Origin of the sequence: Dermabacter vaginalis, from assembly GCF_001678905.1 — a bacterium.
GTDB classification, from domain to species: domain Bacteria; phylum Actinomycetota; class Actinomycetes; order Actinomycetales; family Dermabacteraceae; genus Dermabacter; species Dermabacter vaginalis.
This window is the reverse complement of record NZ_CP012117.1, coordinates 757,061-782,949: the sequence shown is the minus strand read 5'-3', so window position 1 is coordinate 782,949 and position 25,889 is coordinate 757,061. Positions and strand designations below refer to the sequence as shown.

General features: G+C 61.9%; 26 protein-coding genes. 16 read left to right on the top strand and 10 right to left on the bottom strand.

What is annotated here, in order from left to right:
- Positions 1–7: 7 nt before the first annotated feature.
- Complete coding sequence (locus DAD186_RS03290; RefSeq protein ID WP_065247480.1) at positions 8–1,243, bottom strand: threonine/serine exporter family protein; 1,236 nt, start codon at positions 1,241–1,243, stop codon at positions 8–10.
- A 380-nt stretch (positions 1,244–1,623) separates the two neighbouring features.
- On the opposite strand from DAD186_RS03290, the gene DAD186_RS03285 reads away from it, so the two are divergent.
- Positions 1,624–3,222 (top strand): inorganic phosphate transporter, encoded by a 1,599-nt coding sequence (locus tag DAD186_RS03285; RefSeq protein WP_065247479.1) that lies wholly within the window; start codon positions 1,624–1,626, stop codon positions 3,220–3,222.
- Here the strand turns inward: DAD186_RS03285 and DAD186_RS03280 are convergent.
- A complete protein-coding gene (locus DAD186_RS03280) occupies positions 3,219–3,749 on the bottom strand; it encodes a GNAT family N-acetyltransferase (protein ID WP_065247478.1) in 531 nt (176 codons plus the stop codon). The genes DAD186_RS03285 and DAD186_RS03280 overlap by 4 nt on opposite strands.
- Positions 3,750–3,997: 248 nt before the next feature.
- Here DAD186_RS03280 and DAD186_RS03275 point away from each other — a divergent pair, with 248 nt between their 5' ends.
- Both DAD186_RS03275 and DAD186_RS03270 read left to right on the top strand, forming a co-directional pair.
- Entirely contained in the window at positions 3,998–4,930 is a 933-nt protein-coding gene (locus DAD186_RS03275) for a DUF2382 domain-containing protein (RefSeq protein ID WP_065247477.1), read from the top strand.
- 97 nt (positions 4,931–5,027) lie between these two features.
- Positions 5,028–5,456: a GNAT family N-acetyltransferase gene (locus DAD186_RS03270; protein WP_065247476.1), complete on the top strand. Its 429-nt coding sequence runs from the start codon at positions 5,028–5,030 to the stop codon at positions 5,454–5,456.
- Here DAD186_RS03270 and DAD186_RS03265 read toward each other — a convergent pair.
- Complete coding sequence (locus DAD186_RS03265; RefSeq protein ID WP_065247475.1) at positions 5,449–5,877, bottom strand: tetratricopeptide repeat protein; 429 nt, start codon at positions 5,875–5,877, stop codon at positions 5,449–5,451. The two genes, DAD186_RS03270 and DAD186_RS03265, sit on opposite strands and share 8 nt — an antisense overlap.
- A 244-nt stretch (positions 5,878–6,121) precedes the next feature.
- Here DAD186_RS03265 and DAD186_RS03260 point away from each other — a divergent pair, with 244 nt between their 5' ends.
- Positions 6,122–6,910, top strand: coding sequence for a class I SAM-dependent methyltransferase (locus tag DAD186_RS03260; protein ID WP_065247474.1), 789 nt, complete (start codon positions 6,122–6,124; stop codon positions 6,908–6,910).
- Between the two features lie 100 nt (positions 6,911–7,010).
- Positions 7,011–7,364 (top strand): VOC family protein, encoded by a 354-nt coding sequence (locus DAD186_RS03255; RefSeq protein WP_065247473.1) that lies wholly within the window; start codon positions 7,011–7,013, stop codon positions 7,362–7,364.
- Positions 7,365–7,496: 132 nt separating this feature from the next.
- On the opposite strand, the gene DAD186_RS03250 is transcribed toward DAD186_RS03255, so the two are convergent.
- Genes DAD186_RS03250 through DAD186_RS03230 form a run of 5 tightly spaced genes read right to left on the bottom strand, consistent with a single transcriptional unit; the run spans position 7,497 to position 12,299 of the window.
- On the bottom strand, positions 7,497–8,288 hold the full coding sequence (locus tag DAD186_RS03250; RefSeq protein WP_065247472.1) for an ABC transporter ATP-binding protein: 792 nt from the start codon (positions 8,286–8,288) through the stop codon (positions 7,497–7,499).
- Positions 8,285–9,319: a FecCD family ABC transporter permease gene (locus tag DAD186_RS03245; protein WP_065247471.1), complete on the bottom strand. Its 1,035-nt coding sequence runs from the start codon at positions 9,317–9,319 to the stop codon at positions 8,285–8,287. Before DAD186_RS03245 ends, DAD186_RS03250 begins: the two co-directional genes overlap by 4 nt.
- Positions 9,316–10,302, bottom strand: a complete 987-nt coding sequence (locus DAD186_RS03240) for a FecCD family ABC transporter permease (protein ID WP_065247470.1) — start codon at positions 10,300–10,302, stop codon at positions 9,316–9,318. The genes DAD186_RS03245 and DAD186_RS03240 overlap by 4 nt, the downstream gene beginning before the upstream one ends.
- A gap of 3 nt (positions 10,303–10,305) precedes the next feature.
- The gene (locus DAD186_RS03235) at positions 10,306–11,358 is read right to left on the bottom strand and encodes an iron-siderophore ABC transporter substrate-binding protein (RefSeq protein WP_082738637.1); all 1,053 of its coding nucleotides are present in this window, start codon (positions 11,356–11,358) and stop codon (positions 10,306–10,308) included.
- Positions 11,359–11,411: 53 nt separating this feature from the next.
- Positions 11,412–12,299, bottom strand: a complete 888-nt coding sequence (locus tag DAD186_RS03230) for a siderophore-interacting protein (RefSeq protein ID WP_065247469.1) — start codon at positions 12,297–12,299, stop codon at positions 11,412–11,414.
- 225 nt (positions 12,300–12,524) lie between these two features.
- On the opposite strand from DAD186_RS03230, the gene DAD186_RS03225 reads away from it, so the two are divergent.
- The 3 genes from DAD186_RS03225 to erm all read left to right on the top strand — a co-directional run bounded on the left by DAD186_RS03225 (position 12,525) and on the right by erm (position 17,065).
- Positions 12,525–15,116, top strand: coding sequence for an excinuclease ABC subunit UvrA (locus tag DAD186_RS03225; RefSeq protein WP_065247468.1), 2,592 nt, complete (start codon positions 12,525–12,527; stop codon positions 15,114–15,116).
- A 532-nt stretch (positions 15,117–15,648) separates the two neighbouring features.
- Positions 15,649–15,861, top strand: a complete 213-nt coding sequence (locus DAD186_RS11075; RefSeq protein WP_233187660.1) for a recombinase family protein — start codon at positions 15,649–15,651, stop codon at positions 15,859–15,861.
- 349 nt (positions 15,862–16,210) lie between these two features.
- Positions 16,211–17,065 (top strand): 23S ribosomal RNA methyltransferase Erm, encoded by an 855-nt coding sequence (gene erm / locus DAD186_RS03215; RefSeq protein ID WP_065247467.1) that lies wholly within the window; start codon positions 16,211–16,213, stop codon positions 17,063–17,065.
- 70 nt (positions 17,066–17,135) lie between these two features.
- On the opposite strand, the gene DAD186_RS03210 is transcribed toward erm, so the two are convergent.
- The gene (locus tag DAD186_RS03210; RefSeq protein ID WP_311201274.1) at positions 17,136–17,489 is read right to left on the bottom strand and encodes a type IIL restriction-modification enzyme MmeI; all 354 of its coding nucleotides are present in this window, start codon (positions 17,487–17,489) and stop codon (positions 17,136–17,138) included.
- Between the two features lie 423 nt (positions 17,490–17,912).
- Between DAD186_RS03210 and DAD186_RS03205 the strand changes: the two genes are divergently transcribed.
- From DAD186_RS03205 to DAD186_RS11225, 7 genes are all read left to right on the top strand, one after another.
- Complete coding sequence (locus tag DAD186_RS03205; RefSeq protein ID WP_055089482.1) at positions 17,913–18,194, top strand: type II toxin-antitoxin system RelE/ParE family toxin; 282 nt, start codon at positions 17,913–17,915, stop codon at positions 18,192–18,194.
- Positions 18,181–18,483, top strand: a complete 303-nt coding sequence (locus DAD186_RS03200; RefSeq protein WP_065247466.1) for a HigA family addiction module antitoxin — start codon at positions 18,181–18,183, stop codon at positions 18,481–18,483. Before DAD186_RS03205 ends, DAD186_RS03200 begins: the two co-directional genes overlap by 14 nt.
- A gap of 136 nt (positions 18,484–18,619) precedes the next feature.
- Positions 18,620–18,901 (top strand): nucleotidyltransferase domain-containing protein, encoded by a 282-nt coding sequence (locus DAD186_RS11290; protein ID WP_375545358.1) that lies wholly within the window; start codon positions 18,620–18,622, stop codon positions 18,899–18,901.
- A gap of 309 nt (positions 18,902–19,210) precedes the next feature.
- Positions 19,211–20,737: an Abi family protein gene (locus tag DAD186_RS03190; protein WP_065247465.1), complete on the top strand. Its 1,527-nt coding sequence runs from the start codon at positions 19,211–19,213 to the stop codon at positions 20,735–20,737.
- A 106-nt stretch (positions 20,738–20,843) separates the two neighbouring features.
- Entirely contained in the window at positions 20,844–22,268 is a 1,425-nt protein-coding gene (locus DAD186_RS03185; RefSeq protein WP_065247464.1) for an ApeA N-terminal domain 1-containing protein, read from the top strand.
- 330 nt (positions 22,269–22,598) lie between these two features.
- On the top strand, positions 22,599–22,769 hold the full coding sequence (locus tag DAD186_RS10955; protein ID WP_164497577.1) for a hypothetical protein: 171 nt from the start codon (positions 22,599–22,601) through the stop codon (positions 22,767–22,769).
- A complete protein-coding gene (locus DAD186_RS11225) occupies positions 22,717–22,995 on the top strand; it encodes a HepT-like ribonuclease domain-containing protein (protein ID WP_082991051.1) in 279 nt (92 codons plus the stop codon). Before DAD186_RS10955 ends, DAD186_RS11225 begins: the two co-directional genes overlap by 53 nt.
- A gap of 114 nt (positions 22,996–23,109) precedes the next feature.
- Here the strand turns inward: DAD186_RS11225 and DAD186_RS03170 are convergent, their stop codons facing one another.
- Positions 23,110–25,272 (bottom strand): KAP family NTPase, encoded by a 2,163-nt coding sequence (locus DAD186_RS03170; protein WP_065247462.1) that lies wholly within the window; start codon positions 25,270–25,272, stop codon positions 23,110–23,112.
- A gap of 186 nt (positions 25,273–25,458) precedes the next feature.
- On the opposite strand from DAD186_RS03170, the gene DAD186_RS03165 reads away from it, so the two are divergent.
- On the top strand, positions 25,459–25,854 hold the full coding sequence (locus DAD186_RS03165; protein WP_065247461.1) for a GNAT family N-acetyltransferase: 396 nt from the start codon (positions 25,459–25,461) through the stop codon (positions 25,852–25,854).
- Positions 25,855–25,889: the final 35 nt, after the last annotated feature.

Below are 25,889 nucleotides of genomic sequence, written 5' to 3'. Positions count from 1 at the left end.
ACCGCCCCTACCGCGCGACCGCGCGCCACCTCATGATAAAACCATGGGAAAGGATGAGCCCAAAGGTCATTGCCGCGAGGATCAGCAGGGCGGTGGAGAAATCCTGCGCGACGCCGACCACGACAACCGTGTTGGGCCGCGCCGTCAGCTGCACCATCCCCGCAACAGCCCTGAAGAGGTAGATGCCGGGCACAAGTGCAACGATCGCGGCAAATCCGACGCCTGCGAACGACAGCCGTTTGCGGTGCGCAACGGCGCTTAACACGAGCCCGGCGAGGATGCACGCCGCGAGGTCGCCGTTGATGACGTTGACGCCGCACACGACCATGAGAATCCAACGGCCTGCATGGATAATTCCCCCGACGAGGATGGGCCATGCCGCCTGCGTGAGCGGCATGGAGAAATAGACGCTGAACGCCATTGCGGCGAGCGCTGCCGCGAGCGCATCGACCCACAGCGAAGGCGTGCGAGCTCCTGCCGTAACGGGGAGGTCGCTCCCGACCAAGAGAAGGCCCACGACGAGTCCGCCGCTGATCGCCGCGAGGATGATGCCGCCATACACAAGGCGATGCCACCCCACCGTGACGTTCTTGCCTGTGACGTCGAGCGCGCCGTTGATGAGGTGGGGGCCCGGCACGAGAATCATGGCGGGGCACACCGCCACGAGCCGGGCTGTCGAGGCGATACCGAGGTGATCGGCGACTCCGCCCAGAATCCCCGCGAGCATGGCAGCCGCAAGCGCCTGGCCCGGCACGGCAATCCCGTGGGATCCGAGCCAGCGTCTCACAACCCCGCCCACTCCCGCGGCAATCGCCATCAGGACGTAGGACAGAGGGCTCCGCGCCCCGTAGATCAGGGCGAGCCCCCAGGCACCCGCAATGCAGGCGAGGACGAAAAGCCATAGCGGGGCGTGCGAAATCGAAGCCGCTTCGTCCAGCCGAGAATTGAGCCGCGCGAGTTCACGATCGCCGATGGCCCCGCCGGCCGGAAGCGAATCAATCGCTCGTAGCGTCGCGTTCACGCGCGCCATGTTGATTGCCTCGGGTCGCACGTGCACGGTTGTATGAGCAAGGCCGTCGAGATCGACGAGGACGACGCGGTTCCATTCAACGATGCACCGCACCGGCAAGCCGAGTCGAGCGCTCAGGGATTCGACCGCGGAGATTGCCTCCGACGTGAGGTGGCCGTACCCCACGAGGGTTCGTGCCGCGGTTGCGAGAGCCCGCATCCGCTCGTCTCGCATGGATCCTTCTCTCTTCGCTGCGTCTCGTATGTGAACGGCCCCGCACCAGAAACAGCCGGGCGTGCGCCCGTTTAACTCTAGCGCTCCCAGTACATGAAGGTTTCTTCATTTTCGCCTCATGGCAGTTTCATGCAGCACAGGCACCGTGATGGCTAACAGCACAACCGAGAAGGAGAAGAACCCTTGCCCCCCTCGCCGCCATCGTCCCTTCCTCGGCTTTCGCCCGCGCAGAATCCAGCCGTCTACCCCACGTACTTTGTGAAAGTCATGGCCAACAGACTGGGAATATCCACCCAAAGGCAAAGTGCGCGTAACCTTTCAGTTGCTCTGCCGATGCATCATGATGCGGTCCACTCCTCACCCTCGAAGGATTGTTCCTCATGTCTCACGACGTCCTCGAACCAAAGCGCCAGTTCCTTGGCCCCGATCGCAATTGGCACCTTGCCTTCGGTGTCCTCACACTCGGCACGCTCATTTTGTGCATCTACTGGGCGCTTGGCTACACCGGCACTGGATCGTGGGGCATCCTCATCACGACCATCGTCGTGGGCCTGTTCATGGCGTTCAACATCGGCGGCAACGATGTCGCCAACTCGTTCGGCACGTCCGTGGGCGCGGGAACGCTCAGCATGAAGCAGGCACTCATGGTTGCCGCGATCTTCGAAGTGAGCGGCGCCGTGATCGCGGGCGGCGATGTCACCGAGACTGTGCGAAGTGGCATCGTTGACCTCAACGCCTTCACCGTCCAGCCAATCGACTTTGCCTTCATCATGATGTCGGCTCTCCTTGGCGCGGCTCTCTGGCTCCTCGTGGCGACGAAGATGGGCTGGCCCGTCTCGACGACCCACTCGATCGTCGGCGGCATCGTTGGCGCGGCCGTGACACTCGGACTCGTCACGGGCACCGGTGGTTTCGACATGGTGCAGTGGGGCGAAATCGGCAAGATCGCGCTGTCCTGGGTCGCGTCACCTCTCCTCGGCGGGATCGTCGCCTACATTCTCTTCGGGGCGATCAAGCGCTACATCCTCGTGTACAACGAAGAAGCCGATGAAAAGCTCCGCCAGCTCAAGATCGACCGCGCTGCGCACCGTGAAAAACACAAGAAGGCATTCGAACGCCTCACGGAGATCCAGCAGATCGCTTACACGAACGCGATGGCGCGCGACGCGTCGACGATTCAGTCGGACCCCGATTACAACGTTGAAGATCTTGACTCGGACTACTACCGCGAACTCCACGACATTGAAGAGCGCGCCGAGCACATCAACGCCCACCGCGCCCTCGACACGTGGGTTCCTCTCCTTGCGGCTGCAGGCTCGATCGTGATCTCTTCTATGCTCCTCTTCAAAGGCCTGAAGAACCTGCACCTCGACATCGATAACGCGGGCAACATCCTCATCATGGCGATGGTGGGTGCTGCCGTGTGGATGGCCGTGTTCATTTTCGCGAAAACCCTCAAGAAAGAAGATCTCTCCCGCTCGACCTTCCTCCTGTTCTCGTGGATGCAGGTGTTCACCGCCTCGGCGTTCGCCTTCAGCCACGGATCGAACGACATCGCGAACGCCGTTGGCCCGTTTGCCGCGGTGCTCGACGTTCTCAAGACCGGCACAATCTCCGCCGACGCAACGGTGCCCGCAGCACTCATGCTGAGCGCCGGCATAGGCCTGATCTGTGGCCTGTGGTTCATCGGCCGCAACGTCATCAAGACCGTTGGTACGGGCCTCACGAAGATGCACCCCGCCTCCGGCTTTGCCGCCGAACTTTCCGCCGCGGGCGTCGTGATGGGGGCGTCGATGATTGGTATTCCGGTCTCCTCGACTCACATCCTGATCGGCGCAATCCTCGGCATCGGTCTCGTGAACAAGGCGGCGAACTGGAAACTCATGAAACCGATTGCCCTCGCCTGGGTCATTACGCTTCCGGCGGCGGCTGCCATCGGCGCGGTGGGCATCGTGACCCTGAGGGCCGTTTTCGGCTAAACCCGCTTTTCGAACACGGGGTCGTGGTGCACAATCCCTCCCACGACGAAATCGATATTGCCAACGCAACTGAATCCGTGCTTGCGGTAGAAACGCTGCGCCCGGATGTTCTGCGCATTGGTATTGAGCCATAGGCCTTCCGCGTGGCGTTCACGAGCGCGCTCTTCGGCCGCGACAAGGAGGCTGGCCCCTGCTTTGGTGCCGTGCACCTTTGGGTCCGTGTAGCACTTTGAAAGGAGGCCCGCGGGGTTGAGCGTGACGCCAAGGCCCGGAGCGGGGGAACCGTCAGGCCCGAAAAGTGCGAGTGCGTACCCAAGGATTTCAGGTCCGACGGCTGCCGCGAGTACATCGTGGTCCGGATGGGCGATGTGCACATCAAATTGTTTGGGAGAAAGATTCTCACGGATATGGGCGTCGATGTGGGCTCTTGCAAGCGTCGGCGGGCACGCCAAGGGGAAGGTTCGCGCCGCAAATTCGCTAACAGCGAACGCATCGGAGAGGCGGGCATGTCGCACATCCAAGTCCATTGCCCCATTGTTCCGCATGCGAAGTTGAAAGCCCTACGCGTAGAGCATTCAGGCTAGCCCCAATGCTCCCAGCTCATCACAAGCCTACTGTCACGCGGCAGTCAGGGTTCATGGAAGAAGTCCTAAGGCTCACATGGAAAGTTGGTTCTTGCTTGGGGCACAGAAGAGCTCCGAGCGTTCCACAAGAGACGCTCACGAGCTTCCCACAGTGTCTCGAAAGTCTTACGTTCGAGGAAAGGACACCAACCATGAACCTCCGCGACCAGATTGACACTCTCCAGAAGGCCACCGTTATCGACCGCGACGGCAACAAGATCGGCTCGGTCGGCCAGGTCTACCTCCACAACAGCACCGGTGAGCCCTCGTGGGTCACGGTGAACACCGGCCTTTTCGGCACGAACGAAACGTTCATCCCGCTCGATGACGCGAAGCTCGCGGGCGACGAGATCACCGTCCCCTACGAGAAGGACTTCGTGAAGGACGCTCCGAACATCAGCGAGGACGGCGAGATCACCCCCGAGCAGGAAAACGATCTGTACCGCTACTACGGCGTGAAGGACCCGGGCTACGGCACCGAAACCACCGCCAACACGGGCGAGGTCCGCGAGGATCGCGAACTCAACCAGCAGGGCCTCGCGAATAATGCCGAGGGCAACGAAAGCGCAGAAGGCGTCGGCACCGCCGGCGTTACCGGTACCGCGGGCGTTGCTGGCGCTGCTGGCGAGCGCGATGCCGCTAGCGACGTAAACCGTGAGGACTACGCCGCTGATGCGGATCGCCGCGAGGCTGCCGACGTCAACGGCGAGCAGAAGATCACCCTCCACGAGGAGCAGGTCAACGTTGGCACCGAGAAGGTCGAGACCGGCCGCGTGCGCCTTCGCAAGCACGTCGTGACCGACACCAAGACCGTTGAGGTTCCCGTTGAGCGCGAAGAGTTCGTGGTCGAGCGCACCCCCGCGACCGGCACCGCAACCGACGCTCCCCTCGGCGAGGACGAGGTCGAGGTGTCGATCTCCGAAGAGCGTCCCGTCGTGAACAAGGAGACCGTTGCGACCGAGGATGTCCGCGTGGGCACCCGCACCGTTCAGGACACCGAGAAGGTTGCGACCGACGTTTCGCGCGAAGAGGTTGCCGTCGACGGCGTTGACGCCGAGGGCAACCGCAAGGGCGACACCATCTGAGTAGCTTTCAGGAGCTAGGGCTCGAAGAAGCCCCCGCCTGCTCGCGTATCTGCGAGAAGGCGGGGGCTTCACTATTTCCGACGGTAGGCTTGCGTCCATGGATTTCGTGACCTACGCGATCGATGACGTGCCCACGCGTGAAGAGCTTGTTTCGCTTTACGATTCCGTCGGTTGGACGGTCTACACTCGCACCCCTGACCGGCTCGAAGCAGCGATTGATGCCTCTCTTCGGATCGTCACCGCGAGAGTTGGTGATGAGCTCGTGGGGCTCGCCCGCATCGTCGGCGACGGACTTACCATCGTCTATCTCCAAGACATTCTCGTGAGGCCAAGTCACCACCGCCGTGGAATCGGGCGCGAGCTCTTTTCGCGCGCGTTTGAGCCCTATGGCGACGTACGACAAAAAGTACTCATGACCGGCTGCGGGCAAGCCACACGCTCGTTTTACGAAGCCATGGGCTTCACTGAAACCCGCGACCTCGGCGACCTCAGCGAACAGGTGCGTGTTTTCGTGAGCTTCAGCTGATCGGGCGCTCGATATGGGCGGCCTTGCTCGCCAAGAAGTCGATGTACTTCGGGTCTTCGTCGGAAAAAATCTCCGGTCCCGCCCCCATGTACGCACGCATGAGTTCATCCGCCGCTCGCGGCTCGTTGCCAAGCTCGAATTGCGCCTGGCCAAGACGCAAGTGAATGAACGGGTTTCCAATCGCCTCAGGGCAGTGCATGCACGTCGTGAGCGCCGCGTGCGCAGTTTCGAAATCCCCGCGGAGCACGTGCGCATCGCCGATGCTCGCAAGCAGCCACGTCGCTTGCGGCCACTGTGTTTTTGGCTCCGGGAGCATTGTCCAGGCAAGATCGAAAAACTCCACCGCGCCAAGGTAATCCTCAGCATCCATGCGTTCGTTTCCCTTTTCGGCGAGAGCGTCGATGTCTTCTTCCCAACTCATGGTTTCCCCTTCCGTGTGGAGTTGCGGGGCCAGCGTTGCAGGAAAGGCTGGGCGTAGTTCGGGGTGACGAACGCGCAAGGCGTGCGTCCTTAGGCGAACATGAACTCCTCGGCACCTTGGCGGTAAGGGCATGGTGATGCCCTCGCTCCGAATCCTCGCCAGCGTCACCTCTGACTACTTGAGCGGGCCTGCCGCGCGCTACCGCGAAAGATTTCTGATAACGCTTCTCATGTAGTGTGGGCGTATGAGCTCTCCCACCGATATTTGGTCCGCAAGCGACTACGCCCCGACCGCCGCACGCCTGCAGCCCGTCTCTGCCCTCGTTGCCACCCGACTGGCTCAATTCGTGGAAAGCCCCGCGATCGTCGCTGACATCGGTTCCGGGCACGGCGAAGGTGTCGCGGAGCTCCTCAGCCGCGGCTACTCCGTGACCGCCGTTGAGCCGACCGCACGGATCCGCACGATCGGGCAGCGGCGCGCACCTGGGGCCACATGGCTTGGCACCCAAGGGGAGGCAACCGGGCTAGAGGATTCCGCCTACGAGGCGTTGACAAGCACGTTTGGCTCCATGTTTTGCGATCCCGTAGCTGGACCCGAAGAGTGGGCTCGGATCCTTCGTCCTGGCGGAACCCTTGTGATGGCCACGTGGAATCTCAAAGGTTTTCTCGCGACGATGACCGACGCGATGTCGGAAGCCGTGAGCCCCGGCTCCTCGACGCAAACCCCACCCCACATGGCCTGGGGCGTCGACGATGTAGCGCACGAGCGCTTGTCGCCGTGGTTCGACCACATCAGCATCGAACACCTCGACCTGGAGTGGTCGTTCGAAAGCGTCGATGAGGGTATGCAGCTTTACCGAGAAGGAAGCCCGACGCACGCGTGGATGGCCGACAATGCCGGCGCCCGCCGAGAGGCTCTTTGGACCGCGCTGCGCGCTCACCTCGAGGCCCACGCCGATGCTTCCGGGCGGATCGACTCCACTACCGGTTACGCACTTGTCACTGCCCAGCGTCGACGTGACACGAGTCGATAGCGACCGAGGCATTAAAGCAGAATCCCACGGCGCACCGTTGGGCATTTACCTACCTGCGATTAACAGGCAGAAGCAACGACACACAAGTACGATGCGGACTATGCGTGACGCAACCTTTGCTATCCGCCAGGTAACCTTCGACTGCGACGATCCCTCTAAGCTCGCTGAATTCTGGGCGTCCGCCACAGGATGCGCTGTCGCCGCCGACTACGGAGACTTCGTTTTGCTCGACTCCACTCCGGCACTCGGCTTTCAGCGCGTTGAAGATCCCACTCCCGGTAAAAACCGCGTGCATCTCGACGGCGGCGGGGTTGAACGCGAAGCTTTAGTAGAGCGCCTCAAGAAGCTAGGCGCCACCGAACTCGGCAGTCATGAAGCACCGGGACTCGTGTGGACCGTTATGCAGGATCCGGAAGGCAACGAGTTCTGTGTGGGCGACCCTACCCCTGGTTAGACCCAGATCGGAACTGTTCAACACTTCCTTGTTTCAGACCGCAGTCCACTGCGTGCATACCGAACCTGGGATCAGCATCTCACCGCCTAGAGCCGTCGGATTTGAACGACTCGCGGGGCGGCGCCGGCTAGTTCACAGTCGGTGTTTGCGAGCAAGCGGAAGAACCACCGGCCCACGCGGATCCTCGAGGTCCACGCGGCATTTGATTCGGTAGGTCTCCTCCACATTCTCCTCAGTGATCACCTCGGCAGGAGACCCCGCGGCAACCAATCGCCCTTGGTTCAGCATAAGCACGTGATCGGCATAGGCAGCTGCCTGGGGCAGATCGTGCAGAACGGCCATGACCGTACGACCTTCATCGACCAGGTCGGAGCATAGATCAAGAAGTAAGTACTGCGCCGAGAGATCCAGAAATGTGGTCGGCTCATCCAGCAGGATGACCGGGGTGTCCTGGGCAAGGACCATCGCCAACCAGACGCGCTGCCGCTGGCCACCAGACAGCTCGTGCACGTACCGTCCGACGAGGTCGGCAACTCCGGCGCGTTCAACAGCCCGGTTGATGGCCTCTTGGTCACCGGGGGCACTGCTACTGAGGAACGAGTGGTAGGGGTGGCGGCCACGCGCCACGAGTTCCCCCACGCGCAGACCTCGTGGGGCCACGGTGGTCTGCGGCAGAAGGCTGCAGGTGCGGGCCAGCTGTCGACGCCCCATGCGGGAAACATCGTGGCCGAGCACCGTAACACTGCCCTCGTCGGCCGGCCGCACCTGAGCCACAGCACGCAACAAGGTCGACTTGCCACACCCGTTAGGGCCGATGACGACGCTGAAGCTTCCCTTCGGCACCGCGGCACTGAGGCGGTCAACAGCGGTCAGGCCACCGAAGCGAATGGTGAGCTCGTTCATGTCGATTGCCGAACTGGTCATAGTGAGCCCTCCCGGATTTGTGAGATGAGAACCGCGCCGAGAAACAGCCCGCCGATCAGGGCCGTGAGTACACCCACGGGAAGCCCGGCCAGGAACGCCACGTGTCGAACAGCGAGATCGGCCAGGCACACCGTCGTCGCGCCGACTAACGCCGCGGATCCCATCGCCGGCCGCCCGGTCAATCCACGAGCCAAATGAGGGGCAGTGAGCGCCACGAAGGCGAGCGGGCCTGCTGCTGCCACCGCGCCCACAGTCAGCAGAATTCCCACTAATAGCGCGAAAGAACGCGTTTTGGCCGGGCGCGATCCGAGACCGTGAGCCGCATCGTCGCCAAGGCTGATGAGATCGAGGTCAACACGCAGCCCCAGCGCCACCGGCCCCAGCGGGAGGAGCACTGACCAGACGACCAGAGCATCACCCCAGGTTCGCGCGGTCAGCGACCCGGTGAGTGCGGCCGCGAGAGCCATGGCCTCGGACTGGCGTGAGAAGACCAAGACAAACTGCGTCAACGCGGTGGAGGCCGCTGCAATACCGATCCCTGCGACGATCACCGCGCCGGGATTACGGAAGCCTGTTGTCGTGGCCCACGGGATGATGAGGCCGGCCGCAAGGGCACCACCCAGCGCGCCAAAAGCGGTCGGAACATTGAGCGCACTCGCCACCGCCATCCCAGCTCCAGCTGCGGTGGTAATCCCAATGACATCGGGAGTGACGAGTGGATTCGCAGTCGCTCGCTGGAATAATGCTCCTGCCAGTCCCAGCGCCGCACCCGCCCCGACCGCCACGACAAGGCGCGGTCCGCGCAGTGTCGTCAGGGCGAGGCTGCCGCGACCAGTGACCAGATCCAGCAACGCTTGCGGTTGACGTGCAAGGGGGGTGCCGAGCTTGCCAATGGCCAGCGTCCACGCGCAGGATGCCACCAGAGCCACCACCAGGATCACCACCGCGAGGACATGCCGGGTACGACTGCGCCGGGCGAGGCGAGCTGCAAGGTCTTGAGTCGCGGCGAGGGAGGTGGGGGACGCGTTCACAGCACGCCTCGTGAGCGGCGGACTACTGCGAGCAGCAAAGGCGCACCCAAGAGTGCGGTCACGACTCCAACAGGTACCTCAGCAGGACGCAGGACCAGGCGTCCAATCACATCAGCCAGCAGCATGAGTACCGGCCCAATCAGACAACACAACCCGATGAGCGCACGCGCCGAGCCTTGAGCGAATCGTCGGGCCAAGTGCGGTGCAGCGAGACCGACGAAGACGATAGGGCCATTAATCGCTGTCGCGGCCGCGGTCATCAGAGCCACCGCGGTAAGAGTGAGAGCGCGCACACGTGCGGGATGGTGTCCCAGGCCCGCGGCAACTTCGTCGCCAAGAGCCACGGCATCCAGCCCACGTCCCACGGCGAAGAGCCCCGCGCCCGCGACTGCGATCACCACCACGGGCCACCAATCGAGGAAGTCGCCTACCGCCAGCGATCCCGCTGACCAATAGCGCAACGCGTCAAAGGCTGCCTTGTGGCGTAGGCTCACGGCCTGCGAGTAGGCAACGGCGACGGCTGTCGTCACGGCCCCGGCGAGTACCAACCTGGTGGCATCGGTGCCACGCCCGAAACTGCCAAGTACCATCACTGCAACCGTGGCCGCCGCTGCTCCGGCGAAGGCTCCCCCGACGAGCTGGAGGCCAGCGAGCCCGGGGATCGACGTGACGGTAACGATTCCAGCTGCTGCACCACTTGTCAGCCCCAGAACCCCCGGATCCCCGAGGGGATTACGAGTGACTGTCTGGATCGCGGCGCCAGAACTGGCGAGGGCAGCGCCCGCAACCAGCCCGCACAAGGTGCGTGGGACACGTGCTGCCAGCACCTCCCGCACGTGGGGATCGCCGCCACTGTGGATGGCTTCCGCCAGGTCACGGAGTCCGATGGCTTTACTGCCCAGAGCAAGACTGAGCACACAGGTGATACCGAGCACCACCGCCACGAGAGCGGTGGCGACCAGAGTACGTCGACGGGCCAGCAAGAGTTAGTCCGTCACCTTCGCGACGGCCTGGTCGATGAGATCAGTGAGACGTGGAAGGCTCCACGGCACGGTGAGCGGGTTGATCATGCTGATCGCTGTGACGAGCTGCGGGTCAGTCGGGGCCACCACGCTGTCACGCTTGATGGCAGGGATGGACGAGTAGAGCCGCTGCGAGGTGGCCTGTTTCTTGGTCGCGGCATCCAGATGAAAGGTGAAGATGAGGTCAGAATCCTTGAGCTTATCGGCATTCTCGAGGCTGATGAGCGCCCAATCGGACCCATCGTTGGCCGTGATGGTATCGACAATTGGGTCGACCGTCAGGCCGAGCATGCTGATCAAGGCCACGCGTTGTTCCGTGGGACGAAAAATGCCAAGCGTTCCCTGGCCTTCAGTGTAGATGTAACTGAAGGTCGTGCCTTCCCAATGTGGGTGCTGAGCAGCAGTGTCGGCGAGGGTTTTCTTGAGGTCGCTAATGACTTTGTCGCCGTCGCTGGGGCGCCCCAGCGCCTTGGCCACCATGCGGATCTCGCCGTCCCAAGTAGTGGTCCAGGCGGATTTCTCGTAGGCGACAGTCGGGCAGAACGCGGTCAGTTGGTCATACTGTTTCTGGGTGAGCCCTGACCATGGAGCGAGGATCAGGTCGGGCTCGAGCTCCGCAATGGCCTCGACGTCGAGTTGCTCACCGCCGGCGAATAGAGCTGGAAGGGGCCGTCCCGCCTTCTCGAAGGCTTCTCGGTTCCAGGGTAGATGTCCATCCTTGTCAGCTCCCCAGGCATAGGTTTCAACGCCAACCGGGTAGACCCCCATACTGATGAGGGCCTCAGTGGCGCCCTGCCCGATGGTGACAATTCGCTGAGGCGCCTGCTTGATGGTCGTGGATCCCAAGGCATGGCGAATCACAACGGGGAAACTGCCCGCCGACGCGGTTTCGGTGGACGTTGACCCAGCACTCGAACGGTTACTGCCGCAACCGGTGACGGCAGACAACGAGAAGGCTCCGGCCAGGGCGAGCAGCCCGCGACGAGGCATGCTCAGACGCTGATCTGAGGGGTACATTTCTGGTGTTCCTTTAGGGGTTATGTGGGACCGACGCGGTCGCGCCGGGATGGTTAGGATTCGGCGTGCCCTTGACGCCAGTAGCTCATGAAGGCCACCCGATCGCGGGGGCAGCCGCGTTCGCGTACGAGGAAGCGGCGCATACGTTGCACAGCTCCTTTTTCGCCTGCCAACCAGGCGAAATGCTCGCCGTCGGCATCTCCTGCGGGTTCGTCCCACAGGATTCCAGCGTCATCGTCGAGGTCATCGACCGCTTCGCTTTCGGCCGGTTCGGGCGGCCACGTCAGCGTGTGAAGTTCGCGTTCGAGCAGGCTTCCGGGAGCCTCACCGTCGCGGCACAACACTTTAACGTCAACCCCGGGCGGGGCCTTGAGAGGCCAGGTGTCCTCGGGGGTCGGCATCTCGACCAGAATGGTGCCGACGACATCTGGTGCCAGCGAGGCGGCGATGTTGGCTATAGCCGGCGCCGCGGTTTCGTCGCCAACCACCAGGATTTGCTTGGCACTGCCCGGATGCCAAGCCAGGCCAATGGTGTCAATATCCTTAACCTCAGCCCGGGGGACGGCAACGACGAGCCGATCGCCAATCGCCACGGTTTCGATCCACCGGCCCGCGGGGCCGCTGGTGCCGTGGCGAACCACATCGACGTCAAGCTCGGCCATGCCCGGACGCATTGCCCGTGCCGTGTATGTCCTCACGGGCGGCTGATCACTTGGCGGTAACGACACGAGGGCGTCATACCAGCCCGGGATACGCGGGATGTCCTCCAGTGCGTCACCGTGGTATCGGGGCAGCACGAGCTTGATCCGACGATCAAGGCAAAGCGGAGCAGCCTTCCTCAGTCCTTCTCCACTTAGGGTGACTCGACGCATCGAGGGGCACAGGTCGCGCACTGCGTCGACGCGGACCTCAACCGCGGTATACGAGAGCTTTGATCGCATGCCGCACAACGTACCATAATTAGGAAAGGCTCGCCTTACTTAATTCATTCGTGCCGTCCTCCGCCGCGGCATCAACCGGAGCAAGCCAGCCACGGGGCAGTAGCCCCTCCGCGAGCCGGAGCCAAGCTCGGTGAGGCGCACCGGGTTAGGAAGGCCCTGCCTGCCTACGCAGCGATGGCAACCTCCGTCAATAAGGGCACAACCTGCGGTGTTAAAGTAACCACGATGACCCACTCCACATCCGAGTCCCCAGCTCCGCATTCTTCGACGCGCGCGAGTCACGATCCGATGATCCGGGTGCGTGATGCACACCTCCACAACCTGAAACACGTCGACGTCGACCTGCCCCGGGATACCCTCGTGGCGGTTACCGGCGTGTCCGGGTCGGGCAAGTCCAGCCTGGCCTTCGGCACCATCCATGGGGAGGCGCAGCGTCGCTACCTGGAGTCGGTCTCCCCCTTCGCGCGCCGTCTCATCGGTGGCGCGGTCAACCCGCGCGTAGGGTCAGTGACAGGCCTGCCGCCGACGGTGGCCCTGCAGCAGTCCACCACCCTCGGTGGGGCGCGCTCCTCCGTGGGGACGATCTCAAATATCTCTAATAGTGTTCGGCTGCTCTTTTCCCGATCCGGCAGCTACCCGGACGGCATGCGCGAGCGGCTGGAATACGGCAGGCTCCACTCCGACGCTTTCTCCCCTAACACCACCACCGGCATGTGTCCCGAGTGCCAGGGCACCCGGACCATACACCGGCCGACGGAAGAGTCGATGGTGCCGGATCCCAGCCTGTCTATCCGGGACGGCGCGATCGCGGCATGGCCGGGAGCGTGGTTGGGCAAGAACTTCCGGGACATCCTTGGTGCTCTCGGCTATCCGCTCGACGTTCCGTGGCGGGACATTCCGCAAGAGGATCGCAACTGGATCCTGTTCACTGACGAACAGCCGGTGGTCACCGTCCACCCGGTTCGGGACGAAAACGCCGTACATCTGTCATATCAAGGCAAATGGCGCTCGGTCGCCACCTACCTCACTGACTCTCTGGCGGAGACGGGATCGGATAAGACCCGCCGCCGAGTGCTCTCTTTCATGAATTCATCGATATGCCCGGTGTGCGAGGGCCGCGGTTTCCAGCCGGATACCTTGAAGGTCACCTACGCCGGTTACGCCATCGACGAATTCAACGACTTGGCATTGAAGGATCTGCTGACTGTACTGGAAGACCGTCTCCAGCACTTGGCGGGGATCGCGAAACACCAGTGGAACGAGCACGACGAGGCCGAAGAGCTACTGCTAGATCAGGTGCTGCCCACGGTGCGCGCAGCGATCGAGCTGGGACTGGGGCATTTGAGCCTCGCCCGCCAGGCACGGAGCTTGTCTGCGGGTGAGCACCAGCGCTTGCGTCTAGCCTCCCAGCTCAACTCGAACCTGTTCGGCACAACCTATGTGCTGGATGAGCCCTCGGCCGGCCTGCACGTCGTGGAGCGGAAGGCGGTCTCTGAGCTGCTGCAACGCTTCATCGACGCGGGCAATTCGGTGCTTCTCGTGGAGCACGACATGTCGCTGGTGGCGAAATGCGATTGGATCGTCGATATCGGCCCTCGCGCCGGTGAACGCGGTGGGGAGCTGGTGTTCTCCGGCCCCACTGACCAGTTCCGCGCCAACGCCGAGCAGCTGGACTCGCCCACCGCTACCGCCTTGAACGCAGACTTCCCCGAGCTGACGGACACCCCGGCCGGAAGTAGTGAATCCATCGGCCTTCGCGGCGTGCACGCGCGTGCCTTCGACGGGGCCGATGTGGACTTCCCGCTAGGGGCACTCACCGCAGTCACGGGGGTATCCGGTTCCGGCAAATCCACCCTGGTCACCGGGGTACTCGCCGACGTGGCATCCCGCGCGGCTAAGCAGGTGGTCGGCGCCGACGAGGTCTCGGACGAGGATCCGGATGCTAACATCACGGCAGGCTCCGACCCGACCCGAGATTTCCGGGTGGAGAGCGCAACGGGGATCGATAGCATCCGTCGTTTGGTTCACATCACCCAGAAGCCGATCGGGCGTACGGTGCGCTCCACCGTCGCGACCTACACAGGTCTTTTCGATCATGTTCGCAGGCTGTTTGCTGACACGCCTGAGGCAAACAGGCGGGGCATGTCGGTGTCGGACTTTTCCTATAACACGAAAAAGGGCCGCTGCCCGGAGTGCGACGGCGCGGGCAGCATCGAGGTTGAGCTGGTGTTCCTGCCCGGCACGTACACCACCTGCCCGGCCTGCCACGGCAAGCGCTATAAGCCAGAGATCCTTGAGGTGCAGTGGGGCGGCCGCAGCATCGCCGATATCTTGGCACTGACCGTGGACGAGGCGCTCGAGGTCTTCGCCGAGGAGCCGAGGATTCTGCGTTCCGTCGAGTTCCTGCACGCACTCGGGCTTGGCTACCTGCGGCTAGGGCAGGGTTCCCCGGAGCTCTCGGGCGGGGAGGCGCAGCGCATCAAGCTGGCCTCCGAAATGCAACGCGGCTCCAGTCGTAAGCACAGCCTGTACCTCCTGGACGAGCCTACGACGGGGCTGCATCCGGCGGACGTGGATCTATTGCTGACCCAGCTACGTCGCCTGGTCGATGACGGCGCGACGGTGGTCGTCGTCGAGCACGACCTTCGAGTGGTCGCGCAGGCCGACCACGTCATCGATGTCGGCCCGGGAGCCGGAGATGAGGGTGGCCAGATCCTGGTCACCGGAACACCGGCGGCGGTCGCCCAGCATGCTCTGGATCCGGATTCACGCTCGGTGACGGCCAAGGTGTTGGCCGATCGAGCCGGCGTGAACTGAGCCTGAGCATCTCATCACCAAAGACCCAGCCGCCCAATTATGACGGTGCGTGCGCTTTAGGTCTTCTTCCGTAAGGCGCCAGCCTGTCGCGGTGTCGTCGCAATCGAGATCCAATAGTCGAGCTGTGCGGGCTGCCGTCTGAGGCGACCTCAATCCCAACACGAGGCATGCCCGCGTCGTGGCCAGGACAATCTCCATATTTCTCAGAGGCCAAGATCGACTAAGCCTCGTACATGCCACGACTCACCAGTCATGCTGCTGGCAATGGCTTCACGGTCCTCACGCGGGCGCGCGATGACAGGGGCACCCGTAGCAAAATCGAGTGAGACTCGGAGCTCAATTGCACGGCTTCAACAGCGCTACATGTTAAACTGGAATTCGGTCGAGTTTAAGTTCAATGTTAGCTAAGGGCCTTATTAAAAGCGTTTGGCAACACGCGCTCCTATTTACCTTCGTATCTCGCGAGACGCTGACGTGGATGGCCTCACCATCGACCGGCAGCGTCAGGACTGTGAAGCCATTGCAAAGCAGCGTGGCTTGGACGTTGGACATAGGACATAACTACGTCGATCAGTCCATTTCCGCGTCAAAGAAGAATGTGGCTCGCCCCGACTACGACGCCATGGTGGCATCCTTTGAACGCGGCGAAATCGACGCGATCATCTGCTGGGACCTCGAACTACCCGCCCCACGTCGGTGGGTAGTCCGATCAGTCGGACAAAACTACTCCCGCACCACAGCGTAATAAGGGGTGCACCTTAAAAACATCCGGAGGTGGGGGTAACTCCCCCTCGTTGCCCAGAGACAAAATACGCCAGTGGCGTCTGTACGACGAGCCGAAGGTAGGACAAATTCCAATCCAGAGAGGTCTTGCACTGTTGCGGTGCGGTTGTCTTCTTTCTCACCCTATTGGACCCTGCGAAATCAATTGGATACGATAGGCCCATGTTGATTTCAGGTTCCGTTTTCATGCGGCCGCTCACCAGCCGCTAAGGCGGTTTTCTCCCTCCCGCAGGTTAGAAACCGCTCCGGTCCTTTAGCCGGGCGGCCATTTGCCATGCCCGGCTCCGTTTCAACTCCACGGAGCACACCTGATGTCTACATACGGATACGGCCGTCACGAACATGGCCAAAATTTTCTCACAGACCACAAGATCATCAACTCCATCGTCGATCTTGTAAAACAAACCTCCGGCCCCATCATTGAGATCGGGCCAGGAAGCGGTGCCCTCACTCACCCGATATCCCACTTGGGGAGGGCAATAACGGCAGTTGAGGTAGACGCAAAACTAGCTGCCAAACTCACAAAAAAGACCGCCTCGGCGTCGGTCGAAGTGGTCCATGATGATTTCCTCAACTTCCCGTTACCCGCCACTCCCTGCGTCATTGTGGGAAACATTCCCTTTCACCTCACCACTGCCATTCTTCGAAAGTTGTTGCATGCGCCGGCATGGACTGACGCTGTACTCCTCATGCAGTGGGAAGTCGCTCGCCGCCGGGCCGGGGTAGGTGCAAGCACGATGATGACGGCTCAGTGGTCCCCATGGTTCACGTTTCACCTTGGTTCCCGAGTACCAAGGTCTGCTTTCCGGCCACAGCCAAACGTTGACGGGGGGATCTTAGTGATCCGCCGGGTGGGTGACCCGAAGATCCCGATAGAGCAACGCAAAGCCTTTCAGGCGATGGTGCACACCGTTTTCACCGCCCGGGGACGCGGGATAGGGGAAATTCTCCGAAGGGCAGGGTTGTTTTCATCACGTTCAGAGACACAATCATGGTTGCGCTCGCGAGGAATCGACCCCGCAACCCTACCTCCCAGATTGCACACCAGCGACTGGATCGATCTCTTCCAGGTGACTGGTTCCTCTCCACCGCGCCATCGGCCCATTTCACAATCGGGAAGTAGTCAACGCCCTCCTCAACGGAAAAATCGAGGCCGGCGGCGGTAATCCCCCCACCACCAAAACCGAAATCCACCAGTATTAGTGAACGACCCATGTTCGTCTACCGTGGGCCGCGTTATGGCAGTGACGTGTTCTCGTCGGGCACAGTCATAGTTCCCGGCGTTGCCAGCGACAGGGTTCTACACCCAGCAGCGGGACCGATCAAAATCGCCCGCACGGGGAACGACCCTGCTGGTGGTTTCGATTTTGATGAAAGCGAGGAGACATAGCCCCTCGCCAACTCCCCGTAGCTGGCGAACAGTAGCTCCTGGCGCTGGCGCTCGTTGGTGAGTTCGCGTGCCACATCGAAAGCCTTATCGACTTCCCGGTCCAAGTTGTTGTGAGCCTTGAGCAGAATTGGGTCCATCGATAACGGGTTGTAGTGCTCCGCGAGTGACCGCTGGGGGTGCCGCTCGCGTGCCCGCAGCACCAACTGTCCAGCGTCGATGATTCGCTGCTGCGCCTTCTCATCTAGTTCACACAGAGCTGGTCCGCAGTTGTAGCTCCCGATGTACTCCGAAAAACGGAAAAAAATAGTGGGGATACATCAACCTTCCACTTTCCATTCTTCCGGCTCAGAGTATTGAGGGGTCTGGGACCGGGTCCGTAAACCCTTTATGTTTTTCGCGCACAGCGGTTTTTAGCGACGCACCCTATAGGTTTTCCGCAGAACTTATATGTGTTTCTGTGAACCACCATATGTTGTCTGTTTTTAGCAGTATTTCGTTGTAAATTCCGCTACAGCACATCGGATACCGCATTTACGCATCGAGCGGTTATTTATCGACGACACTCCGTGGAGTTCCGGTTTAACGTCTAGCGTTAATGACGGCCTCCGTTATAGACTGGCTTCATGATCAGATCGTTCGGCGACAAGGCGACCGAACGGCTGTGGCGTCGTGAGCGCGTGCGGTCCATCGATCCGAGGATCCATCGCGTCGCACTGCGCAAGCTGCGTCAGGTGGGGTCCGCGGAGTCTCTCGAGGACCTCCGGGTCCCGCCCGGCAACCGGCTCGAGGCCCTCAAGGGTGATCGGGCCGGGCAGTACAGCATCAGGATCAACGACCAGTGGCGTATCTGCTTTGTGTGGAGCGACGCCGGACCGGAGGAGGTGCAGATCGTTGACTACCACTGACAGGATCGAGCCGATCCACCCGGGTGAGGTCCTCATGGAGGACTTCATCGGGGGCTTCGGCATCACGCAGAACAAGCTCGCCGTCTCGATCGGGGTTCCGCCGCGGCGGATCAATGAGATTGTGCACGGCAAGCGGGGCATCACTGCCGACACCGCGCTGCGGCTCGCGAAGTACTTCGGCACGTCGGCGGAGTTCTGGATCAACCTGCAGAGCCACTACGAGCTGGATCGTGCGGAGGACCTCGCGGAGGAGCAGATCGCGGCGATCACGCCCCTGCAAGCCGCGTGAAGTTCGGGGGGAATGGACGCCGACGAGGTCGTCCGTGTCATCGACTGGCTCGACGAGCGCTCTGCCGTCTATCAGGTGAACGGGGGGCTGGGCTGTTGATGCCCTTCTTGGAGCCCAGTCCAGAACGCACGGCGACCTGGATGTCTTCGTTGACGCGACGGAGGTGGATCCCCTCATCGAGTGGCTGTCCGATCGCGGGTATGAGGTCGTCGAGGACTGGCGGCCGATCCGTGTGGAACTGCGATCGGACGATCGGGCCGTGGACATCCACCCGATGGAGGTGGATGCAGCCGGTGACGGTGTCCAGAGAGGCTTCGGGGACGAGACATTCGCCCATTGTGCGCGCGATCGTGCCGAGGGGATGAGATTCGAGGTCGTCCCGTGGTCGTCGCGTCTGCGGCGAGGCTCATGGAGCTGAGGTTGGGATACGAGCTCCGACCTGAGGACCATCACGATCTCGAGCTGCTCCGGGACCTGGTTGGGGGCAGGGGATGAGCGACTGTCGACGCGACTCGACCGAAGATGGTTCTCCGTGCCGGAACGTGGTGGAGCGGAGATTTTTGCTCTAGCATCTGGTCAGCGAAGAGACAGCACGAGCGCGCAGTGTTTGACCTGCGCAGGTGGAACCCGTATCCTCGAGGTAACACGGCAGGCTCGCTTCTCTAGATGAGACGCGGGTCTGTTCTCTTTCTACCCCGGGTGCCGGGGAGATCAGGACGATGCGCACGTGACGACGCCGGACAGCACCTACGCCAAGCCGTTCCTCACGGTCCCCGAACAGATCCGGCGGTTACGCGGTCGGGGCATGGATTGCGGCGACGACGCCTACGCGGCCGAGATCCTGCAGCGCTACGGCTATTACCGGTTGTCGGGCTACTGGCACCTCTACCGCGACCGGCCCGCACCACCCGCGCCCCGGTTCGACGACGAAGGCCGGGAGATCCGCCTGGACACCTTTGTGGCCGGGACCTGCCTCGCGCACGTGGTCTCCCTCTACGAGTTCGATCATGAGCTCCGCATGCGCCTCGGCGACGTTCTCAGCACCGTCGAGACCGCCTTCCGGTTCTTCATCGGCCACCGGCTCGGCAGGCTCGACGCGTTTGCCCACCGGCATCCCTGGACGCTCGGCGCGACGAGGCAGGAAGATTCCAGCGCGCCGCCCGAGCCGACTGCCGCCTACCGCGAGTGGCTCAAGGAGTACGAGCGACACGAGCAGCGCGCCCGGGGCGACTTCGTCGCGCACTTCCGTCAACAGTACGGACCCCACCTGCCCATCTGGGTCGCGACAGAAGTGATGTCTTTCGGCGTGCTGAGTAGCCTTTACGACCTGATGTTGCAGGCCGACCAGGAGATCCTTGCCGCACGGTTCCAGGTCCACACCGCCGACGACCGCGGAGACCGCGGCGCCCTGAGCAACTGGCTGAACAACCTCAGGAACGTACGGAACATCTGCGCCCACCACGGCCGGCTGTGGAACCGCGCATTCGACGTGACCATCGACGCGCCGGGGCAGGCTCGGAAGGACGCCGACGACCTGCTCGCGCCGCTCGCGGACGACGGAACGAACAACAGGCTCTACGGCGTACTGCTAGTCTTGCGCCACCTCCTGCTGACCATCGCGCCGGAGCGGGGCGACGTCGTGGCCCTGGCCGACTTCATCGAAGACAAGTCCCGCACCGTCGGCTTTGGCATGGAGCAGCTCGGATTCCCGGACGGCTGGCGTAGCAGTCCGATCTGGGACCTTGCCTTCGCGCTGGACCGTTCGCCGATGGCTGCCGCGAGCCTGCTCGACCGAACCGAGTGCATGACCGCCGCCGAGACCCGTGCGTCGCTGACGGGGGCGGAAGTTATCGACGAGGAGCGGACTCGTACCCCGGTGCAGGCAGCGCGGGCGAAGAAGGCCGCCCAGCGCAGCCTGCTGCGTACCTACCTCAAGCACGACGTCGTGATCGAGGTCGAGCTTGGAGGGACGAAGTTCTACCCGGCCTTCCAGTTCCGCGACGGGAAGATCATCGAGGCGCTTGCCGAGATCAACCAGGCGCTCGCCCGGTCCTGCGGAGGCTCGGATCCGACCGACGTCGCCAGGGCGCTCCTGGACTGGTGGCAGACGCCGCGTCCGGACTTGCAGCAGGACGTGGAGGGCTCGGACCGATCACCCCTCGACTTACTGGACTCGGTCACCGAGGAGGAATTCGTCGCGGCGATCGACGAGTCGGATGCCAGGCGCAGCTTCGCTGCATCCGATCTCGGCTGACCGTGATTTCGCTATAGATAGTCCTACGTAGGGGCATGTGGTAGAAATAAGAATTTCCACCTGGAATCTGACCGTAAGACAGGAGGGAGCCCGGACCGGGAACACGATGCCTAATGATCCTCCGAACCTCGACAATGCCGGCGAGTGGGCTGGCGTGTGGTGGCTGCCTGACGCCCCTAGCGAGAAGATCCCGGGTGTTCTCCGGTACGACCCGGAAGATGGTCTCTCTCTGTCGCTGATCGGTACCTTAGAGGATCGGATCTTGACGACGGGCTCGTCTGGATGGGCCGCTGTTCACGAAGGAACCCGCACCTGGGAAGTCATACACGGTACGGCCGAGCGCAGGGAGATCACTCTGCTCGGCTGTGCTCCAAGGAGCACCAGAAGGACCATCGGTGCGCGAGTGGCGAGCCCTGACAAGCAGACCGTGACCGCGACGGTCGCCATCATCGGCGAGCATGCCAGCGGTGACGCGGATCCGGAGTTCGCTGGGGCGGAAGTCTCAGTCGAGGATCTGAGTCTCTGGGCAGCGTCTTCTGTGTTCGAAGAATTTCTCGGGGCTCCCGACGGCAAGATCGACGGGACCGGGGGTATCTCGGTGAAGCCGGTCGAGGCGCAATCGGTTGTGGTCGACGGCACCGAGTATCGCCTTCAGCACACCCATACGCTTCCGCACTTCGACCAGCGCAAGGGCGGCTCTGTCGGGCGTATGAGTGACACCGTGTCCATCCGTATCGCGCCCGCCGAACCATTCTCGCTGAATGGTGCTCAGTCGGCGGCGAGCCTGGTGCAGGACCTGATCTCCCTGGCGACGCATCGCGCAGCGGGAGTGATCTGGCTCCGATTGGAAGTGGCTGGTTCCGAGTCGCAGCTGCTTGACGGTCAGACCTTGCCGCGCCGACGTGCCGATGTACTCTATTCGCCCGCCGCACTGGGCAAGCATGATGCGAAGGTCGTCGATCACCACCGAATGTTCTTCACCTGCGGATCGATCCCGTTTGAGGAGGTCATGCCCCTATGGTGCGAGGCCCATGGCCGCTTGCAGGCAGCTACAAACGTAATCTTGGGCTTGCGTTACGCACCGGTGCGATTCGTCGAGAACAATCTTCTGACGGCAGTCTGTGCTGCCGAGGTGTTGCACCGTAACCTCCGCACCGACGAGAAGCCGTTCCCCAACGCGGAGTGCAGGGCGAGGCGAAAGGCGATGCTGGCGCAGGTTCCCCATGAGCACCGAGGCAGGTTCAAGGGGGCCATCCGCAACGACCCGAACCTCCGTGATCGGCTCCACGCCCTCGCCGCGCGACCCGATCAGGAAGCGATCGCAGAGCTCTTACCGGATGTCGATCATTGGGCGAAGAGGACGACGCACGCCCGCAATGACCTCGTGCACGAGGGCAGAACGCCCAACCATTCCATCGGGGAGCTGATCGCCGTCGTCGAGGTGACGACCGCGGTCGTGATCCTCAACGTCTTGCACGAGCTCGGATTGCCGGCGGGGCGGCAGCGAGAGATCGTGCGGGAGCACCCGTAACTGAGGGCCACGGTCCGTACCGCCGCCGAAAGGCTGGTTCCCTCCCCCAACCCTTAGACGCTCTGCGATAGCCACTACTTCGGAACCTCCGTGACTCTGCGGTCCGGCCTTTTGGTGCGAGGCGCGTGTGAGCATGCCTTATCGCTCGTTCGTTGAGTGCGTCATGGCGGGCGGGCGAGAGGACCGGCTGTAAGTGGCGGTAGTGCGTCAGTGCTGCCTACTGCGGCGGCGAGACGGGAGAATGTCGGCAACCCTTAGGGACGCGGTGGAGTTCTGCTTCAATGTCTAAGCTCCATGTCGACGTGCTGCCGGTCCCGTTACCCGGGACGCATGGCTGAGACCGTCATGACACCCGAGACGCTTGCCGTCGGGATGGACCCCGCGGAGGGGAATCTTCTGATGCGTGCGTTCGGTCTGCTCGAGGAGAGTCGCGCGCTGTTCGGGCGCGATGACATCGACGTGTTTCCTGCCCAGTTGCTCAGGCGTCCGGTCACCGCTTAGGCGCTCACCGAGGCGGTGCCGCTGTGAGTCGCAGTCAGGCGAAGCCGTGAACCATCTTCCCGATGAGATCACCGGCACGCACCCTGAGATCACGTGGCCGCAGACCTGGGGTTCTCGCAACATCCTGGTGCACCAGTACTTCGACGGCGACGTGGCTCGCGATCTCGTCGAGACTCATCTGCCGCCTCTCAGCAAGCTGCTGCGGTGTCACATCTCTGCTGACTGACGGTGCGGCTCGAAAGGTTATTCGGCTACGGAACGCGGTCAGTTTTCGTTTTGCCGTCTAATCTTTCCCCTCGCACTCGGATTGGAAAGCCATGGGACCAGACAACGTCGCTTGTCACGAGTCGCTTCCGCTGGCTTCTTTGGCGTCCGCCTCTCTCGGTGAGATTAGCGGCTTGGTGAACTGTCGACGGTATAGCCAGCCAGTGTCGGGACAGTCGCTCACATCCTTTCTCTCAACCGACCGTGCTTCTACCCCGGTGATCCTCGTGAAGAGGGCCCCGGAGAATGACGCATATGAGGGTCGCCCGGAGCCTCCGATTATGTAAGAGAAATTGACGAGCCTCGCCGCAATGTCTTCGAGAGAGAAATCGTCAGATTTTAGGCCATTCGCAATGTCGGCCCGAAAGCGTTCCAGGGTCGGCGACTCGGCGATGACGTCATAGAGGAAACTGTTGCCTGCTTGTGCCTTCGATTCGTCACCCTGGCGGAGATCATTCAGCAAAATCGATGACAATCTATCGGCCTCTCGATTCAGCGCTTCGCGCAGAGTCTGCGCAGTTTCATCATTGAGCGCTTCTATGTCGCGGTTCGCAGTCGTAATTACCTGGGTGCGACGGTGAATATCGGAGCATGCCATCAGCGCGCGATCAATATCACTCTTAGGATTTGCGTCGACAAGACGACGGATCAGCGTCGCAGCCCAGTGTGTTAAGTGGACTAAGTTGGAAGTCAAAGAACTCAGCCTGTCTTCGGCATCATTGACAAGGGTCATGCCGACGGTTAACAACTCCAGCGTGACTGGACCGGAGGGACCTTCGTGGTACGGCAGCTCTCTGATATCTGGGTATAGCGAGCGGATCTTGCTCAGCGTCAAGGTCACCCGTGATTCGTCGTCGGCCGAGAGCAGCGAACATAGATTGGCGCCGAGGCCGACGGCCGCCTCCTCAATAGCTCGGCTGACGATGGCGTCGGGTACGTCGTGTTCAGGGATAGCTTGCGCAAGGTACCGATCGAAGTAGTCGGGATGCGCGAACCGTCTGGGCGCAGCGCGGGAAGGGCTTGGGGCGCGAGTTGCAGGAAAGAGAACAGCTAGAACCTCGCGAGCATCTCGACGATCCGTGTCGCGATCGAGGACTTCAAAGAGTTGATCCCAATCCGGCTGTTCTACCTCACGTCTGCCGAAGCTCGCTATCGAAGGAGACGAACGGGTTAGTTCACTCTTCCACGACTGCAGTCGGGCGAAGACGTCGGGAAACTGAGTCTTGAGGAAGACGGTCAAGATGAGGTCCACATCATTGATCTCACTGAGATCGTGGCTCCTGAACTGCTCGCGAACTTGCGCCAGGAATCGCTCAATGGCGCGCGGCGTATTGAGTTGGGAGGGCATGGTTGACAGGATGATGTCACCGAACCGGTTCCTGTCGAAGCTTGTCTCGACACGTTCCTGGGTCAAAATCTCCGTCAGCCCGGCGTCCAGCATTTTCACGATCTGGCTCGTGAGAAGGGGCGGGATACTCAGTGGATACTGAACTATCTTCTCCATGAACGCCCGAGCCCTAGCCTTCGATGCGTTGGACTGGTCTGGATTCTGCAAGGTCTCGATGAGGGTTTGTTCATCGTAGGCCAAGAGGAAGTCGACACCGGGGAAGCGGCCAAGCAGGCGCACCACTTTGAGAAGGTCGAATAATTCACCGGGCTGGAGACGGTCAATATCATCGACGACGACCAGTACTGGTGTTCCGAGGGTCCGCAGTTCGCTCGCGATCTCGTCGAAGGCTACATTCCACGGTTTCGATAAGCGGGTCTCGAGACTTCGCGTCGCCTCGGCAACTGCCGATCCCGCGACCGGGATCAAGGCTGCAAAAGGCCGCGCAATGTCGGCGTAGGTACTGATCAGGTCACGCAGGTTCTTACTGTTACTCGATTTTGGCGCAACGGTTGCAAGAGAGGAAAAGAACTCGGAAAGCAATCCCTCTGTTCCGGATGTCGCCCAAGGCGTAAACGGGACGACATGCCATCGGTGTTCTTCGGATTTCGTGAGGGAGGTGGTGATCAAGGCGATTACTGAGGACTTACCGCAACCCCAAGGGCCCTCAAGTCCATAGACAACGCTGGATTCCGGGGAGTGGTTCTCGTCGATCAGTCGCGCTATGCGTTGGGCTACCGGTGCACGCTGGAGAGTGTCCTGGTCGGCTGTTGTGATCGGATCGTCTCGCCAACCGAGCGAGGGCTGAGGTTGGTCGGCGGTCGGATGGTACTCGTCCCCAGGTGAGTTCACGCTTAGAGCCTACATGCAACCCGTGATGAGCGGTGCAGCTAGGCATCGGTCGAGACGCTATTCGGCTACGGAACGCGGACGAATTCCGCTTCGCGTGACAAATCTGGCCACAGGCAGCAGGAGTCTGAATTTCTCGGTCGCTCATATTCACTGGCTGGGGTAACTAGCGATCGCTAGGGTGACCTCATGATCACTTATCGGACTGGTGTCGGCTCAGTTGCCCCGAACCAGGTGTCGGGGTTCTTCGTCGGCTGGCCGGTGCCGCCAAGCGCGGAGAAGCTTATCGAGGTCATGGACTCCTCGTATCGGCGGGTGTGGGCGCTCGAAGGGGAACGTGTCGTTGGCTACATCAACGCGATCAGCGATGGTGTGCTCACTGCGTTCATCCCTTGGCTGGAAGTTCATCCTGACTATCAGGGGCAGGGCGTCGGAACGGAACTGGTGAATCGACTCGTCGCCCAACTTGAGGGCATGTACTCGATTGATCTTGCGTGCGATGAGGATCTCATCGGCTACTACGAACGACTCGGTTTCTTCTCATTCACTGCGATGGGGAAGCGAAATCGGGACGTACTGCGCTGAGGGCGCTACGCAGACTGAAATCGGGTACGGAACGC